This is a genomic window from Kitasatospora sp. NEAU-69 (assembly GCF_057158765.1).
This window is the reverse complement of sequence record NZ_JBWXUE010000026.1, coordinates 85871-112113: the sequence shown is the minus strand read 5'-3', so window position 1 is coordinate 112113 and position 26243 is coordinate 85871. Positions and strand designations below refer to the sequence as shown.

29 protein-coding genes are annotated in these 26243 nt (G+C 72.6%); 9 read left to right on the top strand and 20 right to left on the bottom strand.

The genetic code is table 11. From position 1 onward, the window contains the following. Positions 1-64 precede the first annotated feature (64 nt). The 5 genes from AC060L_RS27320 to AC060L_RS27300 form a co-directional block, all read right to left on the bottom strand. The gene (locus AC060L_RS27320) at positions 65-1132 is read right to left on the bottom strand and encodes an alpha/beta hydrolase (protein ID WP_483801592.1); all 1068 of its coding nucleotides are present in this window, start codon (positions 1130-1132) and stop codon (positions 65-67) included. A 165-nt stretch (positions 1133-1297) separates the two neighbouring features. Further along, the gene (locus tag AC060L_RS27315; protein WP_483801591.1) at positions 1298-2428 is read right to left on the bottom strand and encodes an alpha/beta hydrolase; all 1131 of its coding nucleotides are present in this window, start codon (positions 2426-2428) and stop codon (positions 1298-1300) included. Next, positions 2425-2973: a SigE family RNA polymerase sigma factor gene (locus AC060L_RS27310; protein WP_483801590.1), complete on the bottom strand. Its 549-nt coding sequence runs from the start codon at positions 2971-2973 to the stop codon at positions 2425-2427. The genes AC060L_RS27315 and AC060L_RS27310 overlap by 4 nt, the downstream gene beginning before the upstream one ends. Before the next feature lie 115 nt (positions 2974-3088). After that, complete coding sequence (locus tag AC060L_RS27305) at positions 3089-4738, bottom strand: RICIN domain-containing protein (RefSeq protein ID WP_483801589.1); 1650 nt, start codon at positions 4736-4738, stop codon at positions 3089-3091. Between the two features lie 214 nt (positions 4739-4952). Then, positions 4953-5192 (bottom strand): chaplin, encoded by a 240-nt coding sequence (locus tag AC060L_RS27300; RefSeq protein ID WP_483801588.1) that lies wholly within the window; start codon positions 5190-5192, stop codon positions 4953-4955. A 362-nt stretch (positions 5193-5554) separates the two neighbouring features. Between AC060L_RS27300 and AC060L_RS27295 the strand changes: the two genes are divergently transcribed. The 3 genes from AC060L_RS27295 (at position 5555) to AC060L_RS27285 (ending at position 6548) form a co-directional block, all read left to right on the top strand. Next, positions 5555-5797: a chaplin gene (locus tag AC060L_RS27295; RefSeq protein WP_483801587.1), complete on the top strand. Its 243-nt coding sequence runs from the start codon at positions 5555-5557 to the stop codon at positions 5795-5797. A gap of 44 nt (positions 5798-5841) precedes the next feature. Beyond that, positions 5842-6111, top strand: a complete 270-nt coding sequence (locus AC060L_RS27290; protein ID WP_483801586.1) for a chaplin — start codon at positions 5842-5844, stop codon at positions 6109-6111. Between the two features lie 83 nt (positions 6112-6194). Then, a complete protein-coding gene (locus AC060L_RS27285) occupies positions 6195-6548 on the top strand; it encodes a hypothetical protein (RefSeq protein ID WP_483801585.1) in 354 nt (117 codons plus the stop codon). A 149-nt stretch (positions 6549-6697) separates the two neighbouring features. Here AC060L_RS27285 and AC060L_RS27280 read toward each other — a convergent pair whose 3' ends face one another. After that, entirely contained in the window at positions 6698-7384 is a 687-nt protein-coding gene (locus AC060L_RS27280; RefSeq protein ID WP_483801584.1) for a hypothetical protein, read from the bottom strand. Between the two features lie 424 nt (positions 7385-7808). Between AC060L_RS27280 and AC060L_RS27275 the strand changes: the two genes are divergently transcribed. From AC060L_RS27275 to AC060L_RS27265, 3 genes are all read left to right on the top strand, one after another. Further along, positions 7809-8147, top strand: a complete 339-nt coding sequence (locus tag AC060L_RS27275; protein WP_483801583.1) for a rodlet layer protein — start codon at positions 7809-7811, stop codon at positions 8145-8147. Between the two features lie 103 nt (positions 8148-8250). Continuing rightward, a complete protein-coding gene (locus AC060L_RS27270; protein WP_483801582.1) occupies positions 8251-8589 on the top strand; it encodes a rodlet layer protein in 339 nt (112 codons plus the stop codon). A gap of 282 nt (positions 8590-8871) precedes the next feature. Further along, complete coding sequence (locus AC060L_RS27265) at positions 8872-9141, top strand: hypothetical protein (protein WP_483801581.1); 270 nt, start codon at positions 8872-8874, stop codon at positions 9139-9141. A gap of 83 nt (positions 9142-9224) precedes the next feature. Here the strand turns inward: AC060L_RS27265 and hemB are convergent, their stop codons facing one another. The 6 genes from hemB to AC060L_RS27235 all read right to left on the bottom strand — a co-directional run bounded on the left by hemB (position 9225) and on the right by AC060L_RS27235 (position 15820). Then, on the bottom strand, positions 9225-10199 hold the full coding sequence (gene hemB / locus AC060L_RS27260; protein WP_483801580.1) for a porphobilinogen synthase: 975 nt from the start codon (positions 10197-10199) through the stop codon (positions 9225-9227). Between the two features lie 15 nt (positions 10200-10214). After that, on the bottom strand, positions 10215-11873 hold the full coding sequence (locus tag AC060L_RS27255) for a bifunctional uroporphyrinogen-III C-methyltransferase/uroporphyrinogen-III synthase (RefSeq protein ID WP_483801579.1): 1659 nt from the start codon (positions 11871-11873) through the stop codon (positions 10215-10217). Next, complete coding sequence (gene hemC, locus AC060L_RS27250) at positions 11870-12862, bottom strand: hydroxymethylbilane synthase (protein WP_483801607.1); 993 nt, start codon at positions 12860-12862, stop codon at positions 11870-11872. The genes AC060L_RS27255 and hemC overlap by 4 nt, the downstream gene beginning before the upstream one ends. 59 nt (positions 12863-12921) lie before the next feature. Further along, positions 12922-14268, bottom strand: coding sequence for a glutamyl-tRNA reductase (locus AC060L_RS27245; RefSeq protein WP_483801578.1), 1347 nt, complete (start codon positions 14266-14268; stop codon positions 12922-12924). Further along, complete coding sequence (locus tag AC060L_RS27240) at positions 14265-15107, bottom strand: redox-sensing transcriptional repressor Rex (protein ID WP_483801577.1); 843 nt, start codon at positions 15105-15107, stop codon at positions 14265-14267. The genes AC060L_RS27245 and AC060L_RS27240 overlap by 4 nt, the downstream gene beginning before the upstream one ends. 434 nt (positions 15108-15541) lie before the next feature. Further along, positions 15542-15820: a glutaredoxin family protein gene (locus AC060L_RS27235; protein WP_483801576.1), complete on the bottom strand. Its 279-nt coding sequence runs from the start codon at positions 15818-15820 to the stop codon at positions 15542-15544. Positions 15821-15901: 81 nt separating this feature from the next. Here AC060L_RS27235 and AC060L_RS27230 point away from each other — a divergent pair, with 81 nt between their 5' ends. From AC060L_RS27230 to AC060L_RS27220, 3 genes are all read left to right on the top strand, one after another. Continuing rightward, positions 15902-16879 carry an HAD family hydrolase gene (locus AC060L_RS27230; protein ID WP_483801575.1) on the top strand — a complete coding sequence of 326 codons (978 nt, stop codon included), beginning with the start codon at positions 15902-15904 and terminating at the stop codon, positions 16877-16879. 644 nt (positions 16880-17523) lie between these two features. Further along, entirely contained in the window at positions 17524-18246 is a 723-nt protein-coding gene (locus AC060L_RS27225) for an ECF subfamily RNA polymerase sigma factor, BldN family (RefSeq protein ID WP_483801606.1), read from the top strand. 300 nt (positions 18247-18546) lie between these two features. Further along, positions 18547-19872 carry a DUF5667 domain-containing protein gene (locus tag AC060L_RS27220; protein ID WP_483801574.1) on the top strand — a complete coding sequence of 442 codons (1326 nt, stop codon included), beginning with the start codon at positions 18547-18549 and terminating at the stop codon, positions 19870-19872. 78 nt (positions 19873-19950) lie between these two features. Here the strand turns inward: AC060L_RS27220 and AC060L_RS27215 are convergent, their stop codons facing one another. The 8 genes from AC060L_RS27215 to AC060L_RS27180 form a co-directional block, all read right to left on the bottom strand. Continuing rightward, positions 19951-20973 carry a lysophospholipid acyltransferase family protein gene (locus tag AC060L_RS27215; protein ID WP_483801573.1) on the bottom strand — a complete coding sequence of 341 codons (1023 nt, stop codon included), beginning with the start codon at positions 20971-20973 and terminating at the stop codon, positions 19951-19953. A 6-nt stretch (positions 20974-20979) separates the two neighbouring features. Then, positions 20980-22140, bottom strand: a complete 1161-nt coding sequence (locus AC060L_RS27210) for an NAD-dependent epimerase/dehydratase family protein (RefSeq protein WP_483801572.1) — start codon at positions 22138-22140, stop codon at positions 20980-20982. Positions 22141-22272: 132 nt separating this feature from the next. Next, positions 22273-22371: a 30S ribosomal protein bS22 gene (locus AC060L_RS27205; protein WP_003948845.1), complete on the bottom strand. Its 99-nt coding sequence runs from the start codon at positions 22369-22371 to the stop codon at positions 22273-22275. A 121-nt stretch (positions 22372-22492) separates the two neighbouring features. Further along, complete coding sequence (locus tag AC060L_RS27200) at positions 22493-22702, bottom strand: helix-turn-helix domain-containing protein (RefSeq protein ID WP_035847941.1); 210 nt, start codon at positions 22700-22702, stop codon at positions 22493-22495. Between the two features lie 258 nt (positions 22703-22960). Beyond that, positions 22961-24160, bottom strand: a complete 1200-nt coding sequence (locus AC060L_RS27195; protein ID WP_483801571.1) for an acetoin utilization protein AcuC — start codon at positions 24158-24160, stop codon at positions 22961-22963. Further along, positions 24141-25355: an MFS transporter gene (locus AC060L_RS27190; RefSeq protein ID WP_483801570.1), complete on the bottom strand. Its 1215-nt coding sequence runs from the start codon at positions 25353-25355 to the stop codon at positions 24141-24143. Before AC060L_RS27190 ends, AC060L_RS27195 begins: the two co-directional genes overlap by 20 nt. 168 nt (positions 25356-25523) lie before the next feature. Continuing rightward, a complete protein-coding gene (locus AC060L_RS27185; RefSeq protein ID WP_483801569.1) occupies positions 25524-25859 on the bottom strand; it encodes a hypothetical protein in 336 nt (111 codons plus the stop codon). Next, positions 25856-26143, bottom strand: coding sequence for a hypothetical protein (locus AC060L_RS27180; RefSeq protein ID WP_483801568.1), 288 nt, complete (start codon positions 26141-26143; stop codon positions 25856-25858). The genes AC060L_RS27185 and AC060L_RS27180 overlap by 4 nt, the downstream gene beginning before the upstream one ends. Positions 26144-26243: the final 100 nt, after the last annotated feature.

The following is a 26243-nucleotide window of genomic DNA, read 5'->3' as shown; positions in this document are numbered from 1 at the left end:
CCCGGGAAGTCGGCGGGGCCGACTTCCCGGGCACAGCCTGGCCCTCGCGGGCCAGGCCGGGGCGTCAGCTGTCGCTCTCCGGGCCGGTGAGGTTCTTGGTGAGCCACTCCAGGGTCATCGGGATCATCTTCTCGAAGTCCTTGGTGAGGTGCTTGCCGCCGGGCTCCTCGTAGTACTCGACGCTGGTCGGGGCGGCCGCGTGGGAGACCCACTGCTTGACCACGTTGACCTCGTAGGCGCTGCCGCCGCCGGCGGTGGCGAGCATCTTGACGTCGGCCTTGCTGGTGGAGATCAGCTTGTCGGGGCTGTTGGCGGCCTGCTCGGCCTCGTGGCCCTTCCAGAGCGTGGAGTCCGCCTTGAAGTCGCCGTCGATCGGCACGGCGGCCTTGTAGAGGTCGGGGTGCTGCATGGCCAGCTTGGCGCTGCAGTCGGCGCCGCTGGAGGCGCCCAACAGGCCCCAGCTGTCGGGGCCCTTGAGGGTGCGGAAGTTGGCCCGGACGAAGTCCGGGATGTCCTGGGAGAGCCAGGTGCCCATCTTGGGCTGGCCGGGGATGTCGGAGCAGTCCAGGGACTTGTGCTCGTCGCCGGTCAGGTTCTGCACCGGCATGATCATGATGAACGGGTGCGCCTTCTGCTCCTGGACGAGCTGGGCATCGGCCTCCTGGATCGGCAGCTGGTTGTCCGTCCAGGTGTTGTAGCCGTTGCTCTGCCCGCCCGCGTAGAGGGTGAGCACGGGGAAGCCGAACTTGGCGTACTTCGGGTCGTTGTACTGCGGCGGCAGCCAGACCCAGACATCGGCGGAGACACCGGACTTCGGGCCGGCCAGGGTGGTCATCATGATCGGACCGGCCTTGGTGTCATGGGCCTTCTTCAGGTTGGCGGCCGGACCGGTCGGCATGACGACCTTGGAGTCCTTCGGCGGTGCGCTGCTCGCCGCCGGCGCCGGGGTGCCCGCCGCGGCCGGGGCGGACGCCGCACTGGCGCCCGCACCGGCACCCGCCTTGGGCTCGGCGTCCGGCTTGCTGCCACTGCTGCCACTGCTGCAGGCCGCCAGGGCGGCGGACAGCGCGAGCGCGGTGAGACCGGCCAGGACCGCACGGGTGCGCGTGGGCTGCGGCTGAGGCTGTTGCACGGTGAAGAACTCTCCGATCGATAGCACGCCCGGCCGGACGGAGCCGGGTGGTGGAACGGCACGGCGTCCATGATCTATGACGCCGCTTCAGCCTCGGGCAGTTGCCCGGCCTCACTGCCCGTTCGGGCCACAGGTGTGATCGTCGTCACCCGGAGGGGAGTCGGGTCACTTCAGTCGCTGGGAGAGCCAGCGGAAGACGGCCGGCAGGGCGTCGCGCCAGACCGGGATGGCGTGCACGCCCGTGAGTTCGGCGACGGTGACGGTGGTCGGCGGCTTGGCCGCCTGGGCCAGGGCCTGGCCGTCCTCCAGACCGTCGCCCTTGGCGCCGCTCGCGTAGATCGCGACGGGTGGCGGCTGGGTGGCCTGGCGGAGCATCAGCAGCGGGTTGTCCTTGGCGCGCAGGGTGCTGTCCTGGCCGACGGGACTGCCCGGCTGCATGGCGGGGTCGTTGAAGCCGCTGAGGCTCACCGCCGCGGCGTAGCGGTCGGGGTGACCGATGGCCAGCCGGGTCGCGCAGTGGGCGCCAGCCGAGTAACCCGCCAACGCCCAGGAGTGCGGGTCGCGTTCGGCCCGGAAGTTGTCGAGGACGAGCTGCGGGACGTCACGCGTGATCCAGGTCTCGGCCTTCGGCTTGCCGGGCAGGTCCGCACAGCCGGTGTCCTGGACGCCGCCGAGTCCGGTGGTGCTCGGCGACACCAGGATGAACGGCAGCGCCGAGCCGTCCGTGATCATCGGCTTGAGCTGCTCCGACGCGTTCAACATGCTGAACCAGGTACTGGTGGAGCTGGAGACCCCTTGGCCGGGAAGCAGCTCCACCACCGGGAAGCTGCGGCCCTGGTACGCGGGGTCGTCGTACTGCGGTGGGAGCCAGACCGCGACCTCGGCGTCGATCCCCGAGAGCCGCCCGTGGAGCTGTGTCACCTTGACGTCCCTGGGGACGCCGGCGTCGGGCGAGGTGGTGAAATCGGCGTGCGCGGTGGCCGGGACGGAGGCGGGAGCCGCTGGAGTCGCTGGAGTCGCGGTGGCCGAGGCGGAGGCGGGAGCGGCGGTGGCCGGGCCGGCCGTGGCAGCCGGGTGGTGGCCCGGCAGCAGTGCGAAGGTGAGGGCGGGGATGACCACCGTCGTCACGGCGAGCGCGGTCCGCACGGCCGTCCGGCGCCGGCGCAGCCCGCGGCCGTCGCGGACGATCGCCGCGTACGGCGCCGGGGAGACGACGAGGTCCGCCGTGCCGTGAGCGAGGGCGTGGCGCAGCCCTGGTTCGTCGATGGGGTCGTGGCTCTCGTCGGACCAGGTCATAGGAACACCTTCGATCGGGAGTCGTTCGTGGCCGGCGTGCTGAGGTCGGTCAGGCCGGAGTGGGCGCGCAGCTTGGCCAGCCCCTTGGCGGCCTGGCTCTTGACGGTGCCGGTGGAGCAGCCGAGTGCGGCAGCGACCTGCGCTTCGGAGAGGTCCTCCCAGTAGCGCAGCACCACCACGGCGCGCTGCCGCGCGGGCAGCGCGGCGAGAGCGGCGAAGAGCATCTGGCGCTGGGCGACCTGCGCGCTGGCGTCCGCCGCGTACGAGCCGCGCGGCTCGTACGGTTCGTCGGTCGGGTACTCCGCCACGCGGCGTTTGCGGAAACGGTCGAAGTTGCTCGTCACCAGGACGCGGCGCACGTACGCGTCCGGGTTGTCGCTGTTGCGGACGCGTCGCCAGGACGCGTACACCTTGGCCAGCGCGCTCTGCGCCAGGTCCTCCGCGTCGTGCGGGTTCCCGGTCAGCAGGTACGCCGTCCGGACCAACCCGCTCCACCTGCTCTGTACGAAGTCACTGAACTCCGCTTGCTCGTCGTAGCTGCTCATCAGCACCACCCCCCTCACCTGTTCAGACCACGAACTCCGCGAAACAGGTTGCCTGCACGTCAAAGCGCCCGGGAAGTCGGTCCTACCGACTTCCCGGGCGCCAGTCCGTAGGTGCTCAGCCGTGCAGGTAGACGATGCCGAGCTTGGTCAGCTGCCAGAGCTGGGAGGCGGCTCCGGTGTCGGTGGCCAGTTCGACGATCGGGTTGCCCTGGGAGTCGAGGTCGCCGCTGGCGGTGGCGACCTTCGAGGTGTCCTGGGAGTCGGCGAGCTTGTAGTTGGCGCCGCCGGCCGGTTCGAAGATCCAGTGCTGGTTGGCGCCACCGTTGCAGCCCCACTGCTCCAGCCGGGTTCCGGGCGTCGTGGCGGCGGCGGTGGCGTCCAGGCACATGTTCCGGTTACCGCTGAAGTCCAGCTCGTAGCTGCCGCCGGCCTTGGCCTCCAGCACGAAGGACTGGTTGAGACCGCCGGTCGCCGGATAGTTGATGGCGAGTCGGCCGTTCGTGCTGTCGCCGTAGGTGCCGCCGCCGGAGAAGTCGAGCACCTTGCCGGTGCCACCGTTGGTCAGCTGGTACCAGGCGCCGTCCTCCGGTCCGTCACCGAACGGCTGACCCGGTGTCAGTGGCATCAGGGCGGTGCCGTCGGCCTGGTCGAGCGTGCAGTAGGCCTCCTGCTGGGCGGGCTCGTTGTAGAACGTACCCAGGCAGGAGCCCTCACCCTGGTAGCCGGCCACCCGCAGGTGGTACGACTGGCGGATCTCGTTCTCGCAGAGCGAGAGGATCCCGATCGAGTAGTCGCAGCCGTTGCGGGTGTTCTCGGAGAGGTCGATCACGTCGCCGTTGGTGTACTCGTACGGCGAGCTGGTCCACTCGGCGCAGACCTCGTGGCCGTAGGAGACCCGGCGCTGGTCCAGGAAGCGCACGCCGGGCACCGCCTCGGCGGCCTGGCGCAGGGCGTCGTCGAGCTGCGGGACCACCCAGTTGTGCCCCCAGGCGAGGTCCTCGGGGAACGCCGGGCAGCCCTGGGCGAGCTTGGTCGCGGGGTCGTTGGACCGGATGTCGGGGGTGATCGGGGTGAAGTACGACTGGAAGACCAGCTGGTACGAGCCGTCCTGGTAGCCCGCGCTCCGCATGGTCTGGCGGACGTCGGTGATCGCGGCGGTGACCTTGGGGATCACCTTGGCGGCCCGCTGGACGATCGCCGCGCTGCCGATGGTGTCCCGGCAGCCCTGCGACTTGGGGATCGGGAAGTACTGCGCGAGGCAGCTCTCCATGATCCCGCTGAAGTCGAAGTCGTCGTTGGCGCCGATCGTGACGACCACCATCTTGACGTTGTACTTGCCTGCGGTCTGGGCGAGTTGGACGTCCTGCTTGGGCTCGCCGTAGTCGCCGCTGCCGCCGCCGGTGACCTGCGCGAGCTGGGGGTCGCTGGTCAGGTCGCCGGTCTGGGCGCCGGAGCAGGCCAGGTCGACGGCGGTCACACCGGACAGGCCGGTGTCGAAAATCTCCGACTGCGGGTGGCGGTGGCAGTAGTCCTTGGGCCCGTCGGTGCCCGCGAAGTAGCCGTCGTTGGTGTCGGTGCCGGCGCCCTCACCGGAGATCGCGCTGTCGCCCATCGAGACGATCGCGGAGGGCAGCCCGTCCCGGGGGCTGCTCGCCGCGGCGGCGGCGTGCGCCTGCGGGGCGCCGGCCGCCAGGGCCAGGGTGGCGACGAGCCCGGCGACGGCCAGCAGGGCGCTCGGTGGGCGGGAGAGATGTTTCCTGATCACGCATGACTCCAAGGGGGGTGGCGGAGTGGTGCTGTGAGCGGGTCACATCGTAGGTACTGACAAGTACGTCAACAAGGCTCAGGACAGCAATAGTTGAGCCTGGCTCACATTGAGGAAGGTGAGCGGGCCGCGGTGGGGGCGAGGGCGGAACGACGAAGCCGCCGACCGCGCCTCAGGAGGGGAGGCATCGGACGGCGGCTCGGCGCGAAGCGTTTCAGCCCTCGTTGACGCAGGTGTTGCCGAAGGCCGGGTTCAGCAGGCCGACGACGTCGATGCTGTTGCCGCAGAGGTTGACCGGGATGTGGATCGGCACCTGGATCGCGTTGCCGGACGCCACACCGGGGGAACCGGCCGCTACGCCCTCCGCGCCGGAGCTGGCCATGGCGCTACCGGCACCCGCAGCGACGATGCCGACCACGGCGGCGCCGACAGCGGCAGCCTTCTTGATGCTCATAAGAGTCTCCTAGTTACTGAGCACGATGCGTGCAAGATCAGGAACGACCTCCGGCCGCCGAGGATGCGCCTGCCGGCTGGTAATCACCCGTTCGTACGTACCGACCGGCCGGAGCAGAAGTCCCCGTTTCCATCCGGGGCACCGCGTCGTTCTATCAGCGAAGCCGCTTCACCCCGCAGGAACCGCACGATCCGCAGGAACCGCACGTACCGCAGGAACAGCACGCAGAATCCGGGCGATCGCCCGCCTGAGTGATATCCGGCGGACGGCCGGAACCTCTCGGCCGTCATTCCAGTTTCGCCCGGTGGTCCGGGAAGAAACCCCCCAAGAACCACCCGGTAAATCAACGGAGGATAACCCCCATGCGCAAGTTCTCGAAGTCCCTCGTGCTCTCCGCCGCCGCCGCGGGCCTGCTGCTCGGCGGTGCCGGCGTGGCCAGCGCCAGCTCCGGCGCGGAGGGCGTCGCGGCCGGCTCCCCCGGCGTGCTCTCCGGCAACCTGATCCAGGTTCCGGTGCACGTCCCGGTCAACCTCTGCGGCAACAGCATCGACGTCATCGGCCTGCTGAACCCGGCCTTCGGCAACACCTGCGTCAACCAGGGCTGACCCGCCCCCATCTCGGGCTGATCCGCCCGCAGTAAGGAGATCCCATGCAGAACGCGAAGAAGCTCGCCATCCTCTCCACCGCCGCTCTCGGCCTGGTGGTCGGCGGCGCCGGTGCGGCCTTCGCCAGCGCCGGTGCCGAGGGCGCGGCCACCAACTCCCCCGGTGTGCTGTCCGGCAACGCGATCCAGGTTCCGGTGCACATCCCGGTCAACCTCTGCGGCAACACGGTCAACGTGATCGGTGCGCTGAACCCGGCGTTCGGCAACACCTGCGCCAACGTGGACATGCACCACCACGACGACGACGACTGCTGATCAGCGGAAAGTCTCGTGCCCGCCGCCTCCCGGACTCCCCTGTCCGGGGGGCGGCGCCGTACGTTACGGAAGGGACCCCTGCGTTGACCCTCAAGACCACCACCGGCACAGTGCTCGCCGCGCTCGGCGCCGCGCTGCTGCTCGCCCCGGCGCCGGCCGCGTTCGCCGCCGCGCCCGGCCCGGTGCACCTCCAGCCCACCGAGGTCGGTCCGGCCGTGGCCACGCTCGGCTACGCCACCGCACCGGTGAAGGACCTGCGGCTCGACCCGTGGGCGCAGTCCGGCGCCGACCCGCTGAGCAACGCGGTCGCCGTCAAGCCCGACAATCCCGGCATGCGCCCGCTGAGCAGCTCCTCGCTGACCGACGGGCTGAGCGGCGGCGGCGGTGCCAAGGACGTGCCGGTCGCCGGCCTGCTGCTGCACGCGCTGCCGGGCTGAACGGACCTCTCCCGCAGACCTGCAAGCCGGCGGAGTGTGCGGGCTGCATGGCGAAGGCCCGGTGCGTGGGTGCGCACCGGGCCTTCGCCATGAGGCCTGCCGGTCTGAGGGCCTGGCGACCGGAGGCCGGACGGCCGTTGGGGGGCCGGTCAGCCGTCGGTGCCGCCGGCGGCCTCGTTCGCCGCCGCGGTGGTGGTGGCCAGCAGGTTCTGCGCCGCCTGCGCCAGCGAGGTGCTGTGCTGCGGCCCGCCCACCGAGGCCTTGGCCCCCGGCACCGCGGAGAGCGCGCCCGGGATGAACCGCGGGTCCAGGTCGCCACCGGAGAGCGAGCCGTCCTTCAGCTGGCCGTCGGCCCCCTCCACGAACTCCAGCGGGTGGCCGACGCCGACCGCCGGTCCGACCGCCTTGAGCGGCGCGGCCGGCGCGTCCAGGTCGAGGTTGCCCGGCCGCAGGCCGTCCGCCACGGCCGGCAGCGGGAGCTTGGTGTCCAGGCTGGGGCCGACCTTGCTGAAGTTCAGCGGCGTGACCAGCTTGTCCGGCATCAGGTCGTGCTTGCCGCGCTCGGCCTGCTGCGAGGGCAGCACCGGCGAGGCCGGCAGCGAGCCGGTGATGTCGCCGCCGAGCGGCAGCATCGGCGCCTTCTGGGTGACCGTCTCCAACGGGATCCGCAGCGGGATCGACTTGCCGGCCAGGTCGTTCTCGAGCGCGGACACCTGGCCCGGGGTCATCGGCTCCCCCGGGGTCAGCGACGTCGCCGCCGCGGCGGCCGTCTGGCCGGCCACCGCCGAGGCGCCGACCGCGAGCAGCAGGACACCGGTCCGCTTGGAAAGCTTCATCGTCTTCCCGATCCGTTCTCTTGAGGTCTCTTGAGGTCTCTGGAGAGCTGCCACGGCTGGACAGAGACAACCGGGCTCGATCTGCCTCAACGAGCCGCGCCCGGTTGAGTGGGCCGGACCCACCTGAACGGAGTATTCATACGACCGGCACGCCCGGCGTCAGGGTGGTTCGACGCCCACTCGGAATTTTTTCCCGCACGCCTCGCGTAACTTTCCCGGCCGCCGTTCTTTGATATCGGTGTCACCGCACCACGACGGCCGGCCCGGACGGCCGACCGCCCCGGAGGCCGGAGATCTGCCGGAGGCGGTCGTATTCCCGAATACCGGTCGTATCGACCACGCCGCAGTGACCACAGACCAGATCAATTCGTTGAACGCATTGCTCCGAGACGCAGCAGACGAAGCAATCCAGAGAGGATTACCCGTGATCAAGAAGACCCTGGCCTCAGTCGGCCTGGTGGCCGCCGCGTTCGCCGCCGGCGTCACCCCCGCGATGGCGATCGGCAACGCGGACGGCTCCGCGGCCACCATCCAGGGCAACGGCGGCACCAACGCCACCGGCACCTGGGGCGACCACAGCCCGAACTTCCACTTCATGGACAACCCGAACATCTGCCTGCCGGAGATCCACCACGTCCAGGTCGGCCTCATCCCGGTCCAGGCGGACATCCCGATCGGCAACCAGCAGCTGCACCAGACCTGCAACATCGGCCAGCCGACCCAGAGCAACGGCGACGGTGTCGCCTCGCACCTGATCGGCTGACCTGCTCGGCTGATCACCCGCCGGTTCCCCCGCTCCACCACCGCAGCCAGCGGTGCCCGCTCCACCAGCCCCTCCCTCGCGCTACCTCGAAAGAGAGCACCTCATGCTGAAGAAGGTCTTCGCCACCGCCGGCCTGGCCACCGCCGCCATCGCCATGTCCGCCGCCCCCTCGCTGGCCATCGGTGACGCGGACGGCTCGGCCGCCTCGGTCCAGGGCAACGGCGGCACCAACGCCACCGGCACCACGGGCAACCACAGCCCGAACTTCCACACCCTGGACAACCCGAACATCTGCCTGCCCGAGGTCCACCACGTCCAGGTCGGCCTCATCCCGGTCCAGGTCGACGTGCCGGTTCTCAACCAGCAGCAGCACCAGATCTGCAACGTCGGCCAGACCACGCAGGCCAACGGCGACGCCCCGCTGTCGCACCTGATCGGCTGATCCAGCCGTCCGGCCGGTCCCCCGGCCGACGCACCATCCGATCAGCGCACCACCTGACCCTTCAGAGCAGCACCTGACCCGACGGAGCAGTACCAGGCGGGGCCCGGGAGGACTCCTCCCCGGGCCCCGCCCGCTTTTCCCTGTTGATCCGAGCTGTCAGTCATCCGAGTGACAGACCGTCCACTCCACGTGTGCCACGGCGGCTGCGGCCGACCCGCGTGATCACGTGGATCGAGCGGCGCCCGCTCCCCGGGCGCCGCGTCAGAAGAGAGGAACCACCTCATGCAGAGGATGCTGGGCAGGGCCGCGGCCGTCACCGCCGGTGCACTGATGGTCGCCGGCTTGGCCGCGCCGGCCTACGCGAGCGTCTCCGTCGGCGGCGAGGGCGGCGGCGTGGCCTCGGCCCACCCGGTCTTCACCGCGGGCTGGGGCGACGGCTTCGCGAACGCGGGCCACACGCACACCGCGTGGGCGCACGGCGGCTGGGCCACCGACAAGGCGACCGGCGGCGAGGGCGCCGGCGCGAGCCAGATCGACGACTGGGGCAAGTAGTCCCGGACCGGTGACAGACCGAGGGGGCGTCAGCAGCTGCTGACGCCCCCTCGGGCATGTGGTCGTACTGCGCCGGACAGGCCCTACAGCAGCCGGGCCGCTTCCAGCGCCCAGTAGGTCAGGATCTGCTCGGCCCCGGCCCGGCGGATCGAGGTCAGCGTCTCCATGATCATCCGCTCCCGGTCGATCCAGCCGTTCGCAGCGGCCGCCTCGACCATCGCGTACTCACCGGAGACCTGGTACGCGGCGACCGGCACCGGCGAGGCGTCGGCCACCTGGCGCAGGATGTCCAGGTAGGCCATGGCCGGCTTGACCATCACCAGGTCGGCGCCCTCGGCGAGGTCCAGCTCCAGTTCGCGCAGCGACTCGCGGGCGTTCGCCGGGTCCTGCTGGTACGTCTTGCGGTCGCCCCTGAGCGAGGAGCCGACCGCCTCGCGGAACGGACCGTAGAACGCCGAGGCGTACTTCGCGGTGTAGGCCAGGATGCCCACGTCCTGGTGCCCGGCCTCGTCCAGGGCGCGGCGGACCACGCCGATCTGGCCGTCCATCATGCCGGACGGGCCGACCAGGTGGACGCCCGCGTCCGCCTGCACCCGGGCCATCTCGGCGTAGCGCTCCAGCGTGGCGTCGTTGTCCACCGAGCCGTCCGCGGCGAGCACGCCGCAGTGGCCGTGGTCGGTGTACTCGTCCAGGCAGAGGTCGGACATCACCACCAGCTCGTCGCCGACCTCGGCCACCACGTCGCGGATCGCCTGCTGCAGGATCCCGTCCGGGTTGGTGCCCTCGCTGCCGACGGCGTCCTGCACCTCGGGCACGCCGAAGAGCATCACGCCGCCGAGCCCGGCCTCGGCCGCCTCGACTGCGGCCTTGCGCAGCGTGTCCCGGGTGTGCTGGACGACGCCCGGCATCGAGCCGATCGGCACCGGCGTGCTGATCCCCTCGCGCACGAAGAGCGGCAGGATCAGCTCGGCCGGGTGCAGCCGGGTCTCGGCCACCAGCCGGCGCATCGCCGGGCTGTTGCGCAGGCGGCGCGGACGGATCGACGGGAAGTCGGACATCAGTTCCTCCGAAGGTCAGCGTGCCTTGCGTCGGGAGCCCGGGCGGCGCTCGCTGGGCCGGTAGACCGGCTCACCGGCCGAGGTCGCGGCGTCCCGGCGGCCCGCGCCGAAGTCCGCGAGGGCCTGGGCCAGTGCGGACGCGGACGGCGCGGGGGCCATCACGTCGACCCGCAGGCCGTGCTCCTCGGCGGTCTTGGCGGTGGCCGGACCGATGCAGGCGATGATCGTGACGTTGTGCGGCTTGCCGGCGATGCCGACCAGGTTGCGCACGGTCGAGGACGAGGTGAAGAGCACCGCGTCGAAGCCGCCGCCCTTGATCGCCTCGCGGGTCTCGGCCGGCGGCGGCGAGGCGCGCACGGTCCGGTAGGCCGTCACGTCGTCCACCTCCCAGCCGAGCTCGACCAGGCCGGCCACCAGGGTCTCGGTGGCGATGTCGGCGCGCGGCAGCAGCACCCGGTCGATCGGGTCGAAGACCGGGTCGAACGGCGGCCAGTCCTCCAGCAGACCGGCGGCGGACTGCTCGCCGGACGGCACCAGGTCGGGCTTCACGCCGAAGTCCACCAGGGCCTGCGCGGTGGTCTCGCCGACCGCCGCGACCTTGATCCCGGCGAACGCGCGGGCGTCCAGGCCGTACTCCTCGAACTTCTCGCGCACCGCGCGCACCGCGTTCACCGAGGTGAAGGCGATCCACTCGTAGCGGCCGGTGACCAGGCCCTTGATCGCGCGTTCCATCTGCTGCGGGGTGCGCGGCGGCTCGACCGCGATGGTCGGCACCTCCTGCGGCACCGCGCCGTACGAGCGCAGCTGCTCGGACAGGCCGGTGGCCTGCTCCTTGGTGCGCGGCACCAGGACGTTCCAGCCGAACAGCGGCTTGGTCTCGAACCAGGAGTGCGAGGAGCGGTGCGTGACCTGCTCGCCCACCACGGCTATCACCGAGGTGGCCGGGTCCACCGGGGCCGACACCGGCGAGGGCAGCACCCGGGCGGCCTTCAGGTCGGCCGCGATGGCGGCCAGCGTGGAGGTGAAGGTGCGCTGGCGGGTGGTGGTGCCGGAGAGCGTGGCGCAGAGCGCGGCGTCCGGCTTGCGGCCTTGGGCGACCAGCGCGTTCGCGGTCGCGGGCAGCTGGCCGAGCGTGGTGCGCACGACCAGCGTGGTCTCGGGCGCGCCGAGGTCCAGCAGCGCGCCGGCGAGCAGCGCCGGGCCGTCCACGAAGCGCACGTCGGCGCCGTTGCTGCCGCGCAGCGGGACGCCCGCGTAGGCGGGGACGCCGACCGACTGCGCCACGCCCGGGATCACCTCGAAGGCGGTGCCGGCCTTGGCGCAGAGCAGCATCTCCTCGGCGGCCCGGCCGTCCAGGCCCGGGTCGCCGTCCACGGTGCGCACGATGTGCTTGCCGGCCTGCACGGCGTCGGCGACCAGCCGGGCCAGCGCGGCGGCATCGACGGCGCCGATGTCGATCGGCGCGGCCTCGCCGTCCGCGGCGCCGGGCGAGACCACCTGGACGCCCTGCGGGCAGTGGGTGCGCACGGTGGCGGCGGTCAGCGGATCCGCGATCAGGATGTCGGCCGTGGCCAGCACCTCGACCGCGCGCAGGGTCAGCAGGCCCGGGTCGCCCGGGCCGGCGCCCAGGAAGGTACAGCGTCCGGACCGGTCGGCGGTGGCGGTGGGGCTCATCGGGCTCGCTCCCCCATCAGACCGGCCGCGCCGCTCGCGAGCAGCCGGGCGGCGAGCGCGTGGCCGAGGGCCCGTGCCTGCTGCTCGGCCGTCTCGTCGAAGACGAGCGGGCCGGTGGTGGACATCGTCAGCAGGGTGGCGCCGTCTACGGTTCCGACGACGCCCTCCAGCCGCAGTTCGTTCTCGCTGCTCACCCGGGCCAGTGCGGCGACCGGGGCGGAGCAGCCTGCCTCCAGGGCGGCCAGCAGGACGCGCTCCGCGACGACGGCGGCGCGGGTGGGGGCGTGGTCGAGCAGGCCGAGGGCGGCGGCGAGCTCGGGGTCGTCACTCCGGCACTCGATGGCGAGCGCGCCCTGGCCGGGGGCCGGCAGCATCAGCTCGGGGTCGAGGTGCTGGCTGATCTCGGCCGAGCGGCCGAGCCGGTTCAGGCCGGCGGTGGCCAGCACCACCGCGTCCAGCTCGCCGGAGTGCACGAAACCGATCCGGGTGTCCACGTTGCCGCGGATCGGGACGGTTTCGATCTGCACGCCGTTGGCTATCGCCCAGGCGTTCAACTGCGCCATCCGGCGCGGCGAGCCGGTGCCGATCCGGGCGGGGCGCCCGGCGCACTTCTCGACCAGCGCGTCCAGCTCCAGGCCCTCGCGGGCGACCAGGGCGTCCCGGACGTCCTCGCGCTGGGGCACCGCGGCGAGCCGCAGCCCCTCGGGCTCGGCGGTGGGCAGGTCCTTGAGCGAGTGCACGGCGAAGTCGATCCGGCCGGCCAGCAGCGCGTCGCGCAGCGCCGAGACGAAGACGCCGGTGCCGCCGATCTGCGCCAGGTGCTCGCGCGAGGTGTCGCCGTAGGTGGTGATCTCCACCAGCTCCACCGGGCGCCCGGTGACCCGGGCGACCTCGCGGGCGACCATGCCGGACTGCGCCATCGCCAGCGCGCTGCGCCGGGTGCCGAGGCGCAGCGGTATCGTTTCGGCGCCCAACTGGCCCTGCTGCATGCTCAGTTGACCATTCATAAGGTTTTCGTCCCGGTCGTGCTGGTGGTCGAGAAGATGGTTCATCGCGCCGCTCCGCCCGCGAGACTACCGCTGGCGGGCTGCGCTTGCGGCCCTACCGGAGTACCGGACACGGCCTGCACCGCGCCCGGGTCGAGGTCGAACAGCTCGCGCAGCGCGTCCGCGTAGGACGCGCCGCCCGGTTCGGCGGCCAGCTGCTTGACCCGCACCGTGGGCGCGTGCAGCAGCTTGTCGACCACCCGGCGGACGGTCTGCGCCATCTCGGCGCGGGACCGGTCGTCCAGGTCGGGCAGTCGGGACTCCAGCCGGGCCAGCTCGGCGCCGACCACTTCGGAGGCCATCGCGCGCAGCGCCACCACGGTCGGTGCGATCCGCGCGGCGCGCTGAGCGGCGCCGAAGGCGGCCACCTCGTCAGCGACGATCTTGGTGACCGCGTCCACGTCGCCCGCGCCGGGCGTGGCGGCGTGCGCCTGGGAGAGCGACTCCAGGTCCACGAGCAGGGCGCCGGGCAGCTCGTGGACCGCGTGGTCCACGTCGCGCGGCATGGCCAGGTCGAGGAAGGCGAGCGGGCTCGCGGCGTCCCGGACGGCGACGGCCGCGGCCACGTCGGCGGCCGCGATCACCACACCGGCCGAGCCGGTGCAGGAGATCACCAGATCGGCGTCGGCCAGGGCCTGCGGCACCTTCGCGAAGTCCACGGTGCGCGCGCCGAGCGTGGCGGCGAGCCGCTCGGCCCGCTCGGGGGTGCGGTTCGCGATCACCAGATCGCTCACCCCGGCCCGCGTCAGCGTCGCGGCGGCCAGCGAGCTCATCGAGCCGGCGCCGACCACCAGCGCCCGCTTCCCAGCGATCTCGCCGGCCCCGGCCGCGACCTGCTCCAGGCCGAAGGTGACCAGCGACTGCCCGGCCCGGTCGATCCCGGTCTCGCTGTGCGCGCGCTTGCCGACCCGCAGCGCCTGCTGGAACAGCTCGTTCAGGCCGCGCCCGGCGGTGTGCTCCTCCTGGGCGCGGGCCAGCGCGTCGCGCAGCTGGCCGAGGATCTGGCCCTCGCCGACCACCATCGAGTCCAGTCCGCAGGCCACCGAGAAGAGGTGGTGGACGGCGCGGTCCTCGTAGTGCACGTAGAGGTGGGCGGTGAGCTCCTCCAGGTCCACCCCGCTGTGGTGGGCCAGCAGCAGCGAGAGCTCGGCGACGCCGGCGTGGAACTTGTCCACGTCCGCGTAGAGCTCGATCCGGTTGCAGGTGTTGAGCAGTGCCGCCTCGGAGACGGTGGCGGTGGCCGCCGCGTCGTGCAGCAGGCGGACCGGGGCCTCCCCGGTCAGCGCGGCGCGCTCCAGGACGGTGACGGGTGCGGTGCGGTGCGAGACACCGACGACGAGCAGACTCATGCCGGCATCACCGCGGGCCGCTCGCTCTCACCGTTCGCACCGGCCGGCTTCTCGGTCTTCTCCGCCTTGCTCTCCGGCTTGGCAGCGGCGGCGGCCCGGCGCAGCTTGGCCGCCGCGGCGCGCACCGGGTTGGAGGCGCGGCTCGGGGCCGGCTCCTCCTCGCGGTCCGCGTCCGGCTCCTCGCCGGCCTTGCGCTGCTCGTGGAAGGCCAGGATCTGAAGCTCTATCGACAGGTCCACCTTGCGCACGTCGACGCCGTCCGGGACGGTCAGCACGGTCGGCGCGAAGTTCAGGATGCTGGTCACGCCGGCCTCGACCAGCCGGTCGCAGACCTGCTGGGCGGCGCCCGGCGGAGTGGTGATCACACCGATGGAGACCTGCTGGCCCTCCACGATGGACTCCAGTTCGTCCATGTGCCGCACCGGCAGGCCGGCCGCGCTGCTGCCGACCACCGCCGGGTCGGCGTCCAGCAGGGCCGCCACCCGGAAGCCGCGGGAGGCGAAGCCCCCGTAGTTGGCGAGCGCGTGGCCCAGGTTCCCGATCCCGACGATCACGACCGGCCAGTCCTGGGTGAGACCCAGCTCACGCGAGATCTGGTACACGAGGTACTCGACGTCGTAGCCGACCCCGCGGGTTCCGTACGAACCCAGGTACGAGAAGTCCTTGCGGAGCTTGGCGGAGTTCACTCCGGCCGCCGCGGCCAGCTCCTCCGAGGAGACGGTGGGGACGGAGCGCTCGGAGAGCGCGGTGAGCGCGCGCAGGTACAGCGGCAGCCGGGCCACGGTGGCCTCGGGGATGCCTCGGGCGCGCGTCTGACGTCCCACAGGGGTGCGGCGCATGGAGCCTCCGTCGGCAGGGCTGGGGGGCGAGGATTTGGGGGTTGATCGGCCGATTGCCACGGTGCTCCTGTGGGTGAAGCTGGGCTTTGGCTGCCAGGCTATGCGTTTGTGAACGTGTGCACAAAGATGGTGTCCGTTTTGTCCCGTCACAGTGACGCGCATCACGCCGGGGCCCGCGCGTGGCGGGCCGCCACCGGGGCGGCGGCGACCCACGGCGCCCCGGATGCGCTCCGGATGCACTCGGGATGCGCTCGGGATGCGCTCCGGATGCACTCGGGCACGCCCGGGGCGCGTCCCAACCGGCCCGGTCACCGCTCACATGGTGAACCACCTGGCGCCACCCGGCCAGGAGTTCGAACAGAATCGGCGTGATCCCGCACCACCGCGACGCGCCGACGGCGGCGGGCCCGGGCGCCGCGCGTGGCGGTACGCGATCAGCGCGCCAGGGCCGTGCGCAGGCGCTTCTCGTCCACCCGCCAGAAGTCGTGCTGGCGCCCGTCGATCAGCGTGACCGGGATCTGCTCCCAGTACTTGCGGTAGAGCTCCTCGTCCTGCGTGATGTCCCGCTCCTCGAAGCCGGCGCCGAGCTCGCCGGTCACCTTGAGGATCACCTCGCGAGCCTGGTCGCAGAGATGACAGCCGGGTTTGCCGACCAGGGTGACCAGGCGTTCTGCCGGATTCGGCGCCTTGTCGCGGCGCAGCAGTGGGCTCATCGGGCCATTGTCCGCCCTGTGGGCGCGGCGGCGCCCACCACCCCGGCACGCGGCGCGGTGCGGCTGGCTATGCTCGGTGCCATGGCCGCGCTGCGAAGGCTCACCCAGGCAAGGCGTTCCCCCTCCGAGCGGGCCGCCCTCGCGGGCGAGGCCGCCGCCGACGCCGCCGAGCAGGCGCTGCGCGAGGCGGCCCCGCTCGCCGAAGCCGAGCCGGACCGGAGCGGTGCGCCGGCCGCGGCCCGGTCCGCGCAGACCGAGCAGGCCCAGACCGGACAGGCCCAGACCGAACAAGCCCAGGGCGCCGCGTTCTTCGACTGCGACAACACGATCCTCCAGGGCGCCGCGGTCTTCTACCTCGGCGTCGGGCTCTACCGGCGGCACTTCTTCAGCCGCCGCGACGTGGCCAAGTTCGCCTGGCAGCAGGCCTGGTTCCGGCTGCACGGCACCGAGGACCCGGCGCACATCGCCGACGCGCAGCACACCGCGCTCTCGCTGGTGGCCGGCAAGCGGACCGCCGACCTGGAGGAGATCTGCGAGGAGATCTTCGAGGAGATCGTCGCCGCCAAGGTCTGGCCCGGCACCCGGGCGCTGGTGCAGATGCACCTGGACGCCGGCCAGCGGGTCTGGCTGGTGACCGCCGCGCCGCAGGAGGTGGCCCGGATCATCGCCCGCCGGCTCGGCATGACCGGCGCGCTCGGCACCGTGGCGGAGGCGGTGGACGGCGTCTACACCGGCCGGCTGGTCGGCGAGATGCTGCACGGGCCGGCGAAGGCGGCCGCGGTCGGTGCGCTGGCCCGGCGCGAGCAGCTGGACCTCGGCCACTGCGCCGCGTACAGCGACTCGGCGAACGACATCCCGATGCTCTCGCTGGTCGGGCACCCCTTCGTGGTCAACCCCGACGGACGGCTGCGCAAGTACGCGCGGGCGCACGGCTGGCGGGTGCAGGACTTCCGCACCGGGCGCAAGGCGGCCCGGATCGGCGTGCCCGCGGCGGTCGTGCTCGGCGCGGTGGCCGGGGCCGCGGTGGCCGGCGTCGCGCTGCGCCGCAAGCGCTCCTGACCGCACCGCCCGAAGCGCCACCCGAAGCACCGCCCGAAACGCCACCCGAGAGACCCGGAACCCGGCCCCGGTCGGGCGCCGAGGCATGCCCGGCCGCCCGCCGGCGGGGCGCCCGGCCCGGCTTGCGCGCTGACCGGTTCTGATCGTTCGGACGCCCCGGAAAGTCCGGGATTGGCGGGGCCTCCGACTGGGAAACCGCTGCCCCGACCTTGGAAACGGTCACACTGCGCCCCCAATTGCTCACGGCCAGCGTGCAGTTCGGAGCTTTGTTCGGTCAGATTCAGCTCATATACCACGCGAAGTGGATCCCAAACGACCACTTCGGCCACAGGGTGTAGCTGTCATTGCACAAAGCGTTATTCTCTCCTGGATGCACGCCCACCCCAGGTGTCCCCCCGGCGGGGTGACGGGGAGTGTGCTCTCCGCACAGGCGGAGGTGACCCGTCCACAGTTCTGCCTCTGGGAGTCCCGTGTACCCACCCGTCCGGAACGACGCGCCCGCTCCCTCCCGCCCGTCGCCCCCCGCACCCGCGTCCCGTCCCGCCCCGCCCGCCGTCATCCCGGCCGCGCGGAACCTGCGCCTGCTGCGCGAGTTGCTGCGGGCCCAGCTGCTGGCGGCCGTCCCGGTGCCGCCGGCGCTCCGGATGGGCCCCCAGCTCGCCCCGGCCGGCGTCGCGCTGCCGCCGGGCGCCGTGCTGCGTTCGACCGCCGCCGGATCGGCCGGCACCCGCAGCCGGGGCGCCGGCGGCAGCGGCACGCCCGGCGGCTCGGGCACCCGCGGCCGGGCCCGCACCGTGCCGCAGCAGGGCACCGAGACCGAGCAGAACCCGATCATGGAGCTGGTCGAGCGGGCCCAGGCCGGCGAGAGCGAGGCCTTCGGCCGGCTCTACGACCACTACAGCGACACCGTCTACCGGTACATCTACTACCGGGTCGGCAGCAAGGCCACGGCCGAGGACCTGACCAGCGAGACGTTCCTGCGCGCGCTGCGCCGGATCGGCACCTTCACCTGGCAGGGCCGGGACTTCGGCGCCTGGCTGGTCACCATCGCGCGCAACCTGGTCGCCGACCACTTCAAGTCCAGCCGGTTCCGGCTGGAGGTGACCACCGGGGAGATGCTCGACTCCAACGAGTGCGAGCGCAGCCCGGAGGACTCGGTCCTGGAGTCGCTCTCCAACGCCGCGCTGCTGGACGCCGTGCGGCGGCTCAACCCGCAGCAGCAGGAGTGCGTCACGCTCCGGTTCCTGCAGGGCCTTTCGGTGGCCGAGACGGCGCGGATCATGGGCAAGAACGAGGGCGCGATCAAGACCCTGCAGTACCGCGCGGTCCGCACGCTGGCCCGCCTGCTGCCGCCCGACGCCCGCTGAACCGGGCGGACGGGCGGGCAGATGAGTCGGTCAGTCCAGTCGGCCAAGAATCGGCCTGATGAACATATCTGACGCCTGGTCACCGGATCGGCCGTTCACACACGGACGGGTGAGAATGCGGTCACATGATCACTCGTGCGTAACCGACCACTGTCGCCGCTCGTTGCCCAGCGTGAAAACCCTCTCGGGGCTCGCGGTCAAGTCAGGCCGTGCACAGTCACCCGAAGGAGTGGATTTGGCCCGCCGCGGCAACCGTCCGGCTGGCCGGGGAGTCGACAACGACGAAGGGAGGTGTGGCCCGTGACGGCAAACGTGCTGGAGCACCGGCGGGCGAGGGCCTTCGCCGAGGCGCTGGAGGCCCACCGGACGGGACAACCCGCGGACAGGTCGGGGGTGGGACAACTCCTCGACACCGCGGACGCGCTCGGTGCGCTGCCCGCGCCCAGCCTGGATTCCGAGGTGCGCGCCGTTCAACGTGCGCAGCTGATGGCCGCGTTCGAGCAGAACATGGCCGGCGGTGGCCTGCCCGCACTGCCTCGCCAGCGCCGCCACCGCGCCGCCGAGCGCAGTGCCGGCCGGCGCCGCTGGGGCCGCCGGTTCGCGATCACCGGGCTGGTCGCCGGGGTGACCGTCGGCAGCTTCGCCGGGGTGGCCGCGGCCAGCGGCAGCGCGCTACCGGGCGACACGCTGTACGGCATGAAGCGCGGCCTGGAGGGCCTGCGGCTCGACCTGGCCAACTCGGACGCCGAGCGCGGCGCACTGCTGCTCGACCAGGCCTCCACCCGCCTTGCCGAGGCCCGTTCACTGGTCGGCCACGGCGGACCGGACGCGCTCAGCCCGCAGACCGTGGAGCGGCTGAGCAGCGCGCTCACCGACATGCACGCGGAGGCCGCCAAGGGCCGCGACCTGCTGCGCTCGGTCTACCAGGCGAACGGCTCGCTCGACCCGATGCGCAAGCTGGCCGCGTTCACCGAGGGCCAGGACAACCACTGGACGGCGCTGCAGGGCGAACTGCCACCGCAGCTCACGCCGGTGGCCGGGCAGGTGAACCAGCTCTTCGGCGACATGAGCGAGGACGTCGCGCCGCTGCACCTCGACCCGGCGACGACCGATTCGGTGATCGGCCACCCGGTCGGCCCCACACCCGGGGCCGACGCGCCGCCGGCCGCCCCGCAGAGCGGCACGCCCTCGAGCGGCAGCGGCCAGCACCAGGCCGTCCCGCCGACCGGCAGCCCGGCCGGGCAGTCGGGCGGCAGCCAGCAGCCCGCGTCCGGCGGCGGCCAGACCGCCCAGGACGGTCAGCGGGCCGGCGGCGGCTCGGCCAACACGCCGGCGAACCCGGTCGGCGGCCCGGTGGGCGGTCTGGTGAACGGCCTGACCGGCGGCGGACTGACCGGCCAGCTGACCGGCGGCGGGAGCAACCCGCTCACCGGCGGCGGCTCGGCCAACACCCCGGCGCCGTCCGGCACTCCGCAGAACGCGCCGAGCGGCACGCCGGACGCGGCCGCGCCGGCGGCGGGCACCCCGTCCACCACACCTGCCGCACCGACGGCGGGCGGCCAGGGGCTGAACCTGCCGCCGCTGATCCCCGGCCTGCTGCCGGGGCTGGGTCTGGACGGCAGCTGACGGACTGCTGAGCCGGGTCCTCCGGGCGTGGAACACCGAGGGGTGGGGAGCAGCGCTGCTCCCCACCCCTCGGTGGCGTCAGAAGAAGACCGAGCGCCGGTCCACCAGCAGCTTGTAGAGCGTGTGCTGGATCGTCTCGCGGACCTCGTCGGTCAGGTTGAAGACCAGCATCGGGTCCTCCGCCGCCTCCGGCGGGTGGCCGTCGGTGCGGATCGGCTCGCCGAACTGGATCGTCCACTTGGTCGGCAGCGGGATCGCGCCGAGCGGACCGAGCCACGGGAAGGTCGGCGTGATCGGCACGTACGGCAGCCCGAGCAGCCGGGCCAGCACCTTCGCGTTGCCGAGCATCGGATAGGTCTCCTCGGCGCCGACGATCGAGCACGGCACGATCGGCACCTGCGCCCGCAGCGCCGAGGCGACGAAGCCGCCGCGCCCGAACCGCTGCAGCTTGTAGCGGTCCGCGAACGGCTTGCCGATGCCCTTGAAGCCCTCCGGCCAGACCCCGACCACCTCGCCGCGTTCCAGCAGCGCCTGGGCGTCCTCGTTGCAGGCCAGCGTGTGCCCGGCCTTGCGGGCCAGCTCGTTGACCACCGGCAGCACGAAGACCAGGTCGGCGGCGAGCATCCGCAGGTGGCGCCGGGCCGGGTGGTGGTCGTGGATCGCGACCTGGGTCATCAGCGCGTCCAGCGGGACCACCCCGGAGTGGTTGGCCACCACCAGCGCGCCGCCCTCGGCCGGGATGTTCTCGATCCCGCGGACCTCGACCCGGAAGTACTTCTCGGCCAGCGGGCGCAGCGCCGAGAGGAAGACCTCCTCGGTCAGCTCGCGGTCGAAGCCGAACTCGTCCACCTCGTAGTCGCCGGTGATCCGGCGGCGCAGGAAGCCGAGCCCGTTCGCCGCCCGGCCCTCCCAGCCCTTGCCGAAGGCGGATTCGGCGAGCGGACCGAGCCGCCCCGCGAGCAGCTCGGCGGCCCGGTCGGCCACCCGGTCGGCCAGCGCGGCCCCGGCCGGCCGGTCCCCGTTCGGGCCGCCCCAGCTGGGCGCGGATTCGATCGGGATCACCCTGGCCTCACCGGCCAGGGGCTCTCGCGCGGCTGTCATCGGGGCTCAGCTCCTGGGGCCGGGGGTGGGGTTGCGGCGTCCGGTCGGACCGGGGTTCGGCGTGCCGGGGCCCGGCGAGCCGGGCTTGAGCAGGCCGGTCAGCGCGTCGGTGACCCTGGTCAGCCGCTCGGGGGGCAGCAGGCCGCCGCTCTGGCCGGCGGCGAAGTCGGCGAAGGCCTCGGGGGTGCTGAAGCGCGGCCGGTAGCCGAAGACCTCGCGCAGCGCGGTGGTGTCCACCACCCGGCCGTGCGTCAGCAGGCCGATCTGCTCGGGCGAGAAGTCGGAGACCCGGGTCTGCTTGGCCAGCGCGGCCACCCAGCCGAGCGCCGGCAGCAGCATCGGTACGGTCGGCCGACCGAGCCGGCGGGCGCACTGGGAGAGCAGCAGCACGCCCTCGCCGGCGACGTTGAAGGTGCCGGCGCGGTCGAACGCCGCCTCGGCGCTGCCCGGCGCCGGCTCCATCGCGGCGAGCCGCAGCACCTCCACCGCGTCGTCCTCGTGGATGAACTGCAGTCGCGGGTCGTAGCCGAGCACGGTGGGCAGCACCGGCAGCGAGAAGTACTCGCTGAGCGGCGTGTCGGCCCCCGGGCCGACCAGGTTGGCGAACCGCAGCACCGAGATCGCCACGTCCGGACGGCGGCGGCCGAAGCCGCGCACGTAGCCCTCGACCTCGGCGGCGTCCTTGGCGAAACCGCCGGCCGGCAGCGTCTTGGGCTGGGTCCGCTCACCGAAGACGGCCGGGTCGCGCGGCGTCGAGCCGTAGACGCCGGTCGTCGACTTCACCACCAGGCGGCGCACCCGCGAGGACTGCTGGCAGGCGCCGAGCAGCTGCATCGAGCCGATGACGTTGATCTCCTTGACCGTGGCCCGGCCGCTCGCACCCGGATTGGTGGCGCTGACGTTCAGGTGGACCACGGTGTCGACGCCGTACTCGGCGAGCACCCGGGCGATCGCCGGGCGGCGCAGGTCCGCGGGGGCGAAGACGTACTCGGCGGCCGGGGCGTAATCGGCGGGCGGGCCGTCCCCCGGCGGGGCGGGGACCGGGTGACGTGGCGGCGCGGTGTCCACCCCGACCACCAGCTCCACGCCGGGCTGCCGGCGGATCCGCTCGGCGAACCGGGCCCCGAGCTGTCGGGCCACGCCGGTGACCAGCACCACCTTGCCCACTGCGCTGCCGCCCTCCCTGCCGGTGACCGTGCCTGCACCGTACCGCGAGAAGGGCCCGAAACGGGCACTGCCCGCTCCGGCCTTGGCAGGCCGAAGCGGGCAGTGACGCACCTGGAGCGAGCTCCGCAGGTGTTACTTCTTGTTGCGACGCTGCACGCGGGTCCGCTTCAGAAGCTTGCGGTGCTTCTTCTTGGCCATACGCTTGCGACGCTTCTTGATGACAGAGCCCACGGAACAACCCTCGCTCACTGAGACTCCCGCCCGTGAGAGACGGAGTCCATACGACTGACGGAGGGCCTAGCCTACCGTCCGCGCGCCCAGCACCGTAATCGGGACCGATCGACCCCGCCGGTCAGGCGCTCTGACGGCCGACGTAGGAGTCCTTGAGGTAGTCGTGGACAGCTTGTTCGGGCACCCGGAAGGAGCGGCCGACCCGGATGGCGGGCAGCTCTCCGCTGTGCACCAGGCGGTACACCGTCATCTTGGACACCCTCATGACCGAGGCGACTTCCGCCACGGTCAGGAAGTTGACCTCTTGCAGGGGGCGTTCGCCGGAACTCATGACCTCACCCGACCCTTTTCCGTGTGCAAGGCACCGGCTTCCCCTCCGGTGACTCCACCGACACACGCGTATCCCCAGAGTAGTTGCGGGTGGTACGCGTGGGAAGAGGGAGATGGCCACTGCTTCTACGGTCAGAGATCCGCCTGTTGCAGTACGTAGTCGCTCAGTGTTCTGGCGCAGTCGGGATACGAACGGTGCGGCCTTGCGCCAGGCCGGTCGGTCCGGGTCGCCCGGGGTCGTCCCGGGTCGCGGCACGGTTCAGGGCAGCAGGCCGTGGTGCGGGAAGACGGCGCGGCGGGCCGCGAGGATCGCCTGGTCGAGCCGGTCGCCCGGGTCGTAGCCGGTCTCCGCGAAGTCCCGCCAGTGCGGCGTGACGCCGTCGGTCATCCGCAACGGGCCCTGGCGTCCGGTCAACCGCTCGACTTCGGTGCGCCAGCGCTGCGGGGTCTGCGCCTGCGGGTCGATCGGCTCCCCGGCGGCGGTGGCGACCAGGTGCGTCCAGGTCCGCGGCACCACGTCCACCACCGCGTAGCCGCCCCCGCCGAGCGCGATCCAGCGGCCCTGGCAGTGCTCGTGGGCCAGCTCGTGCAGTCGCTGGGCCACCTCGCGCTGCGCGTCCACGGTGACCGCGAGGTGGGCCAGCGGGTCCTCCAGGTGGGTGTCCGCGCCGTGCTGGCTGACGATCACCTGCGGGCGGAACCCCGCGATCAGCTCGGGCACCAGCGCGTGGAAGGCGCGCAGCCAGCCCGCGTCCCCGGTGCCGGCCGGCAGCGGCAGGTTGGCCGCCGAGCCGGGCGCGTCGGGGCCGCCGGTCTCGGTGGACCAGCCGGTCTGCGGGAAGAGCGTGCTGGGGTGCTCGTGCAGCGAGACGGTGAGGACTCTGGGGTCGTCCCAGAACGCCTGCTGCACGCCGTCCCCGTGGTGCACGTCCACGTCCACGTAAACCACCCGCTCGGCGCCGAGCTCCAGCAGCCGGGCGACGGCCAGTGCGGCGTCGTTGTAGACGCAGAAGCCCCACGCCTGGCCGGGCATCGCGTGGTGCAGCCCGCCGGCGAAGTTGACGGCGTGGGTGGCCTCGCCGCGCCAGACCGCCTCGGCCGCGCCGACCGACTGGCCGGCGATCAGCGCGGAGGCGGTGTGCATGGCCGGGAAGACCGGGTTGTCCTCGGTGCCCAGGCCGTGCCGCTCGTCCAGCGTGCCCGGGTGCGCGGCGGCCTGCCGGACCGCCTCGATGTAGTCCAGCCGGTGGACCAGGTGCAGCGTGGACTCGCCGGCCGCGGGCGCGGCGACCGTCGTCACACCGGGCAGCTCGGGCAGCCCGAACGCCTCGACCAGGCGCATGGTGAGCGCGAGCCGGGTCGGGTCCATCGGGTGACCGGGCCCGAAGTCGTAGCCGGTGACGGCTTCGTCCCAGTACAGGCGCAGCTGGCAGGAGTGATCAGGCTCGGCTGGAGGCATGGTCCAAAGCTAGTGCGTGCCGCGAAGCCGGTGCGAAGTGCCCGGCAAGTGGGACCACCGCGAGCACCAGGACCATCGGCGCGAGCAGCGCCCAGCGGTACGAACTGGCCCCCGCGATCGCCCCGACCAGGGGCGATCCGACCAGGAAGCCGACGTAGTTGAACAGGTTGAGCCGGGCCACGGCCGCGTCCGAGTGCTGCGGGAAGAGCCGCCCGCCGGCCGCGAAGACCTGCGGGATGATCGCGCAGATCCCGATCCCGAGCACCGTGAAGCCGGCGATCCCGGCCCACGGCGCGGGGGCCAGCGCGGCGATCCCGAAGCCGAGCGCTGCGACGCCGGCGCCGCAGCGGACCACCGCGGCCGCGCCCCAGCGCTGCACACCGCGGTCGCCGAAGGTGCGGCCGACGAGCAGCGCGACCATGTAGCCGGCGTAGGCGAGCGCGGCCACCCGGTCGCTGCTGTGCAGCGTCTCGGTGAGGTACTTCGCGCTCCAGTTGGAGACCGTCGAGTCGGCGATGTAGGCGAAGGCCATCGCGGCGCAGAGCGGCAGCAGCGGCCGCCACGGGATCGACCGGGCGGCGGCAGCGGTGGCCTCCCGGACGGCGTCGCCGAGCTCGGCCGGGCCGGCGAAGTGGCGGCCGGCCAGCAGCGCGGCGGGGATCAGCACGACGGCGCTCGCGCCGAACAGCGTGATCAGGTGCAGGTGGGCGCCGGCGCTGGCGAGCAACGCGCCGATGATCCCACCGGCGCTGAACGCGGCGTGGAAGCCGAGCATGATGGAGCGTCCGTAGCGGTGCTGGAGGCCGACGCCGAGCATGTTCATCGACGCGTCCAGCGCGCCGACCAGCAGACCGAAGGCGGCCAGCGCGAGGCCCAGCGCCCAGAGCTGGTGCCCGAGACCGACGGCTACCAGGGTCAGGCAGACGGCCGGCTGGACCACCCGCAGCACGCTGCGCGGGCTGGTCCGCTTGACCAGCTGCTCGGAGCTCACCGAGCCGACGCCGGCCAGGATCGGCACCGCGGCCAGGAAGACGGTCAACGTGCCGTCGCTCAGGCCGTACTGGCGCTGGATGCCCGGGATCCGGGTGACCAGCAGCGCGAAGGTGGTGCCCTGGAGCAGGAAGCTGACCAGCAGCGCGGTGCGGGCCTGGCGCAGCCGCGCCGGGATCTCGGGCGCCAGTGCGTCGTTCGCCATCCGAACCTCGCTCACCACCGGCTCAGCACTACTGGCCGGTACGAAGATATTTCCGCGAGCGTAGGGGGTGCACGGCCGTTTGGGGAGGGGCGTGCAGCCAACGGAACGCAACGATCGGGGGACGCCCGCAGGCGTCCCCCGATTGCTGTCTCAGCTGTCTCAGCTGTTCTAGTTGCCCGCGAACGTGCGGGTCCGTTCATCGACCCGGTCGATGGCGTCGCGCATGCTGCTGCCGCTGTTCGGCCGCAACTCGTGCTCCACCGCTGTCAACCGGTCCTCGATCGCACCCAACCGGGCCATCACCCCGTCGTGCGCGGGCACCCCGGGTCTGGGCGTGGTGCCGTTCCAGTCGTCGGTGAACTCCTCGATCCGGTGGGTGATCCGCCGGATCCCGGCGGTCAGCCGCCAGAACAGCCCACCGCCGGCCGCCAGTGCGGCCAGCGCGCCGGACCAGATCACCATCGCGTCCATCGTGTGCACACCCGTGGCCCCGCCGTCGCTCATCGAACCGGCTCCCCCTCCGGCGTGGTGGGTGTGGCGGGGGTGGTGGGGGCAGCGGGTACGGCCGGGGCGAGCGGCGCGGCCGTCCGCAGCCAGCCGGGCAGCAGCTGCTGCACACCGGGCAGCGCCATCGCGCGGGTCACCGCGGCGGCGACGGCGAGCGCCACCCCGAGCCCGGGCAGGTGGTCCGGCAGAGTACGTCCGCCGGCCAGCAGGGGCAGAGCGGCGAGCAGGCCGAGCAGCGTCTGCACGGCGGTGCGGACGGTGCGGCGGGCGGCATCGGACATGGTGTGTTCTCCTGTCGGGATCGTCTCCCGGTCGAGGGGGGGGGGGGGGGCGGTGGTAGCATCCCCACGACGGGGAGGTTTGCGGTGGGCGATGCGATCG

Bases quoted from the DNA above. Each gene is read 5' to 3' on its own strand.
- AC060L_RS27225 (WP_483801606.1), top strand. From the start codon at position 17,524: ATGGGCCCCCAGCTCGCCCCGGCCGGCGTCGCGCTGCCGCCGGGCGCC.
- AC060L_RS27190 (WP_483801570.1), bottom strand. From the start codon at position 25,355: ATGGCGAACGACGCACTGGCGCCCGAGATCCCGGCGCGGCTGCGCCAG.
- AC060L_RS27215 (WP_483801573.1), bottom strand. From the start codon at position 20,973: ATGACAGCCGCGCGAGAGCCCCTGGCCGGTGAGGCCAGGGTGATCCCG.
- AC060L_RS27310 (WP_483801590.1), bottom strand. From the start codon at position 2,973: ATGAGCAGCTACGACGAGCAAGCGGAGTTCAGTGACTTCGTACAGAGC.
- AC060L_RS27185 (WP_483801569.1), bottom strand. From the start codon at position 25,859: ATGAGCGACGGCGGGGCCACGGGTGTGCACACGATGGACGCGATGGTG.
- hemC (WP_483801607.1), bottom strand. From the start codon at position 12,862: ATGCAGCAGGGCCAGTTGGGCGCCGAAACGATACCGCTGCGCCTCGGC.
- AC060L_RS27195 (WP_483801571.1), bottom strand. From the start codon at position 24,160: ATGCCTCCAGCCGAGCCTGATCACTCCTGCCAGCTGCGCCTGTACTGG.
- AC060L_RS27245 (WP_483801578.1), bottom strand. From the start codon at position 14,268: ATGAGTCTGCTCGTCGTCGGTGTCTCGCACCGCACCGCACCCGTCACC.
- AC060L_RS27265 (WP_483801581.1), top strand. From the start codon at position 8,872: ATGCAGAGGATGCTGGGCAGGGCCGCGGCCGTCACCGCCGGTGCACTG.
- AC060L_RS27300 (WP_483801588.1), bottom strand. From the start codon at position 5,192: ATGAGCATCAAGAAGGCTGCCGCTGTCGGCGCCGCCGTGGTCGGCATC.
- AC060L_RS27280 (WP_483801584.1), bottom strand. From the start codon at position 7,384: ATGAAGCTTTCCAAGCGGACCGGTGTCCTGCTGCTCGCGGTCGGCGCC.
- AC060L_RS27200 (WP_035847941.1), bottom strand. From the start codon at position 22,702: ATGAGTTCCGGCGAACGCCCCCTGCAAGAGGTCAACTTCCTGACCGTG.
- AC060L_RS27240 (WP_483801577.1), bottom strand. From the start codon at position 15,107: ATGCGCCGCACCCCTGTGGGACGTCAGACGCGCGCCCGAGGCATCCCC.
- AC060L_RS27235 (WP_483801576.1), bottom strand. From the start codon at position 15,820: ATGAGCCCACTGCTGCGCCGCGACAAGGCGCCGAATCCGGCAGAACGC.
- AC060L_RS27270 (WP_483801582.1), top strand. From the start codon at position 8,251: ATGCTGAAGAAGGTCTTCGCCACCGCCGGCCTGGCCACCGCCGCCATC.
- AC060L_RS27230 (WP_483801575.1), top strand. From the start codon at position 15,902: ATGGCCGCGCTGCGAAGGCTCACCCAGGCAAGGCGTTCCCCCTCCGAG.
- AC060L_RS27295 (WP_483801587.1), top strand. From the start codon at position 5,555: ATGCGCAAGTTCTCGAAGTCCCTCGTGCTCTCCGCCGCCGCCGCGGGC.
- AC060L_RS27290 (WP_483801586.1), top strand. From the start codon at position 5,842: ATGCAGAACGCGAAGAAGCTCGCCATCCTCTCCACCGCCGCTCTCGGC.
- AC060L_RS27180 (WP_483801568.1), bottom strand. From the start codon at position 26,143: ATGTCCGATGCCGCCCGCCGCACCGTCCGCACCGCCGTGCAGACGCTG.
- hemB (WP_483801580.1), bottom strand. From the start codon at position 10,199: ATGTCCGACTTCCCGTCGATCCGTCCGCGCCGCCTGCGCAACAGCCCG.
- AC060L_RS27315 (WP_483801591.1), bottom strand. From the start codon at position 2,428: ATGACCTGGTCCGACGAGAGCCACGACCCCATCGACGAACCAGGGCTG.
- AC060L_RS27255 (WP_483801579.1), bottom strand. From the start codon at position 11,873: ATGAGCCCCACCGCCACCGCCGACCGGTCCGGACGCTGTACCTTCCTG.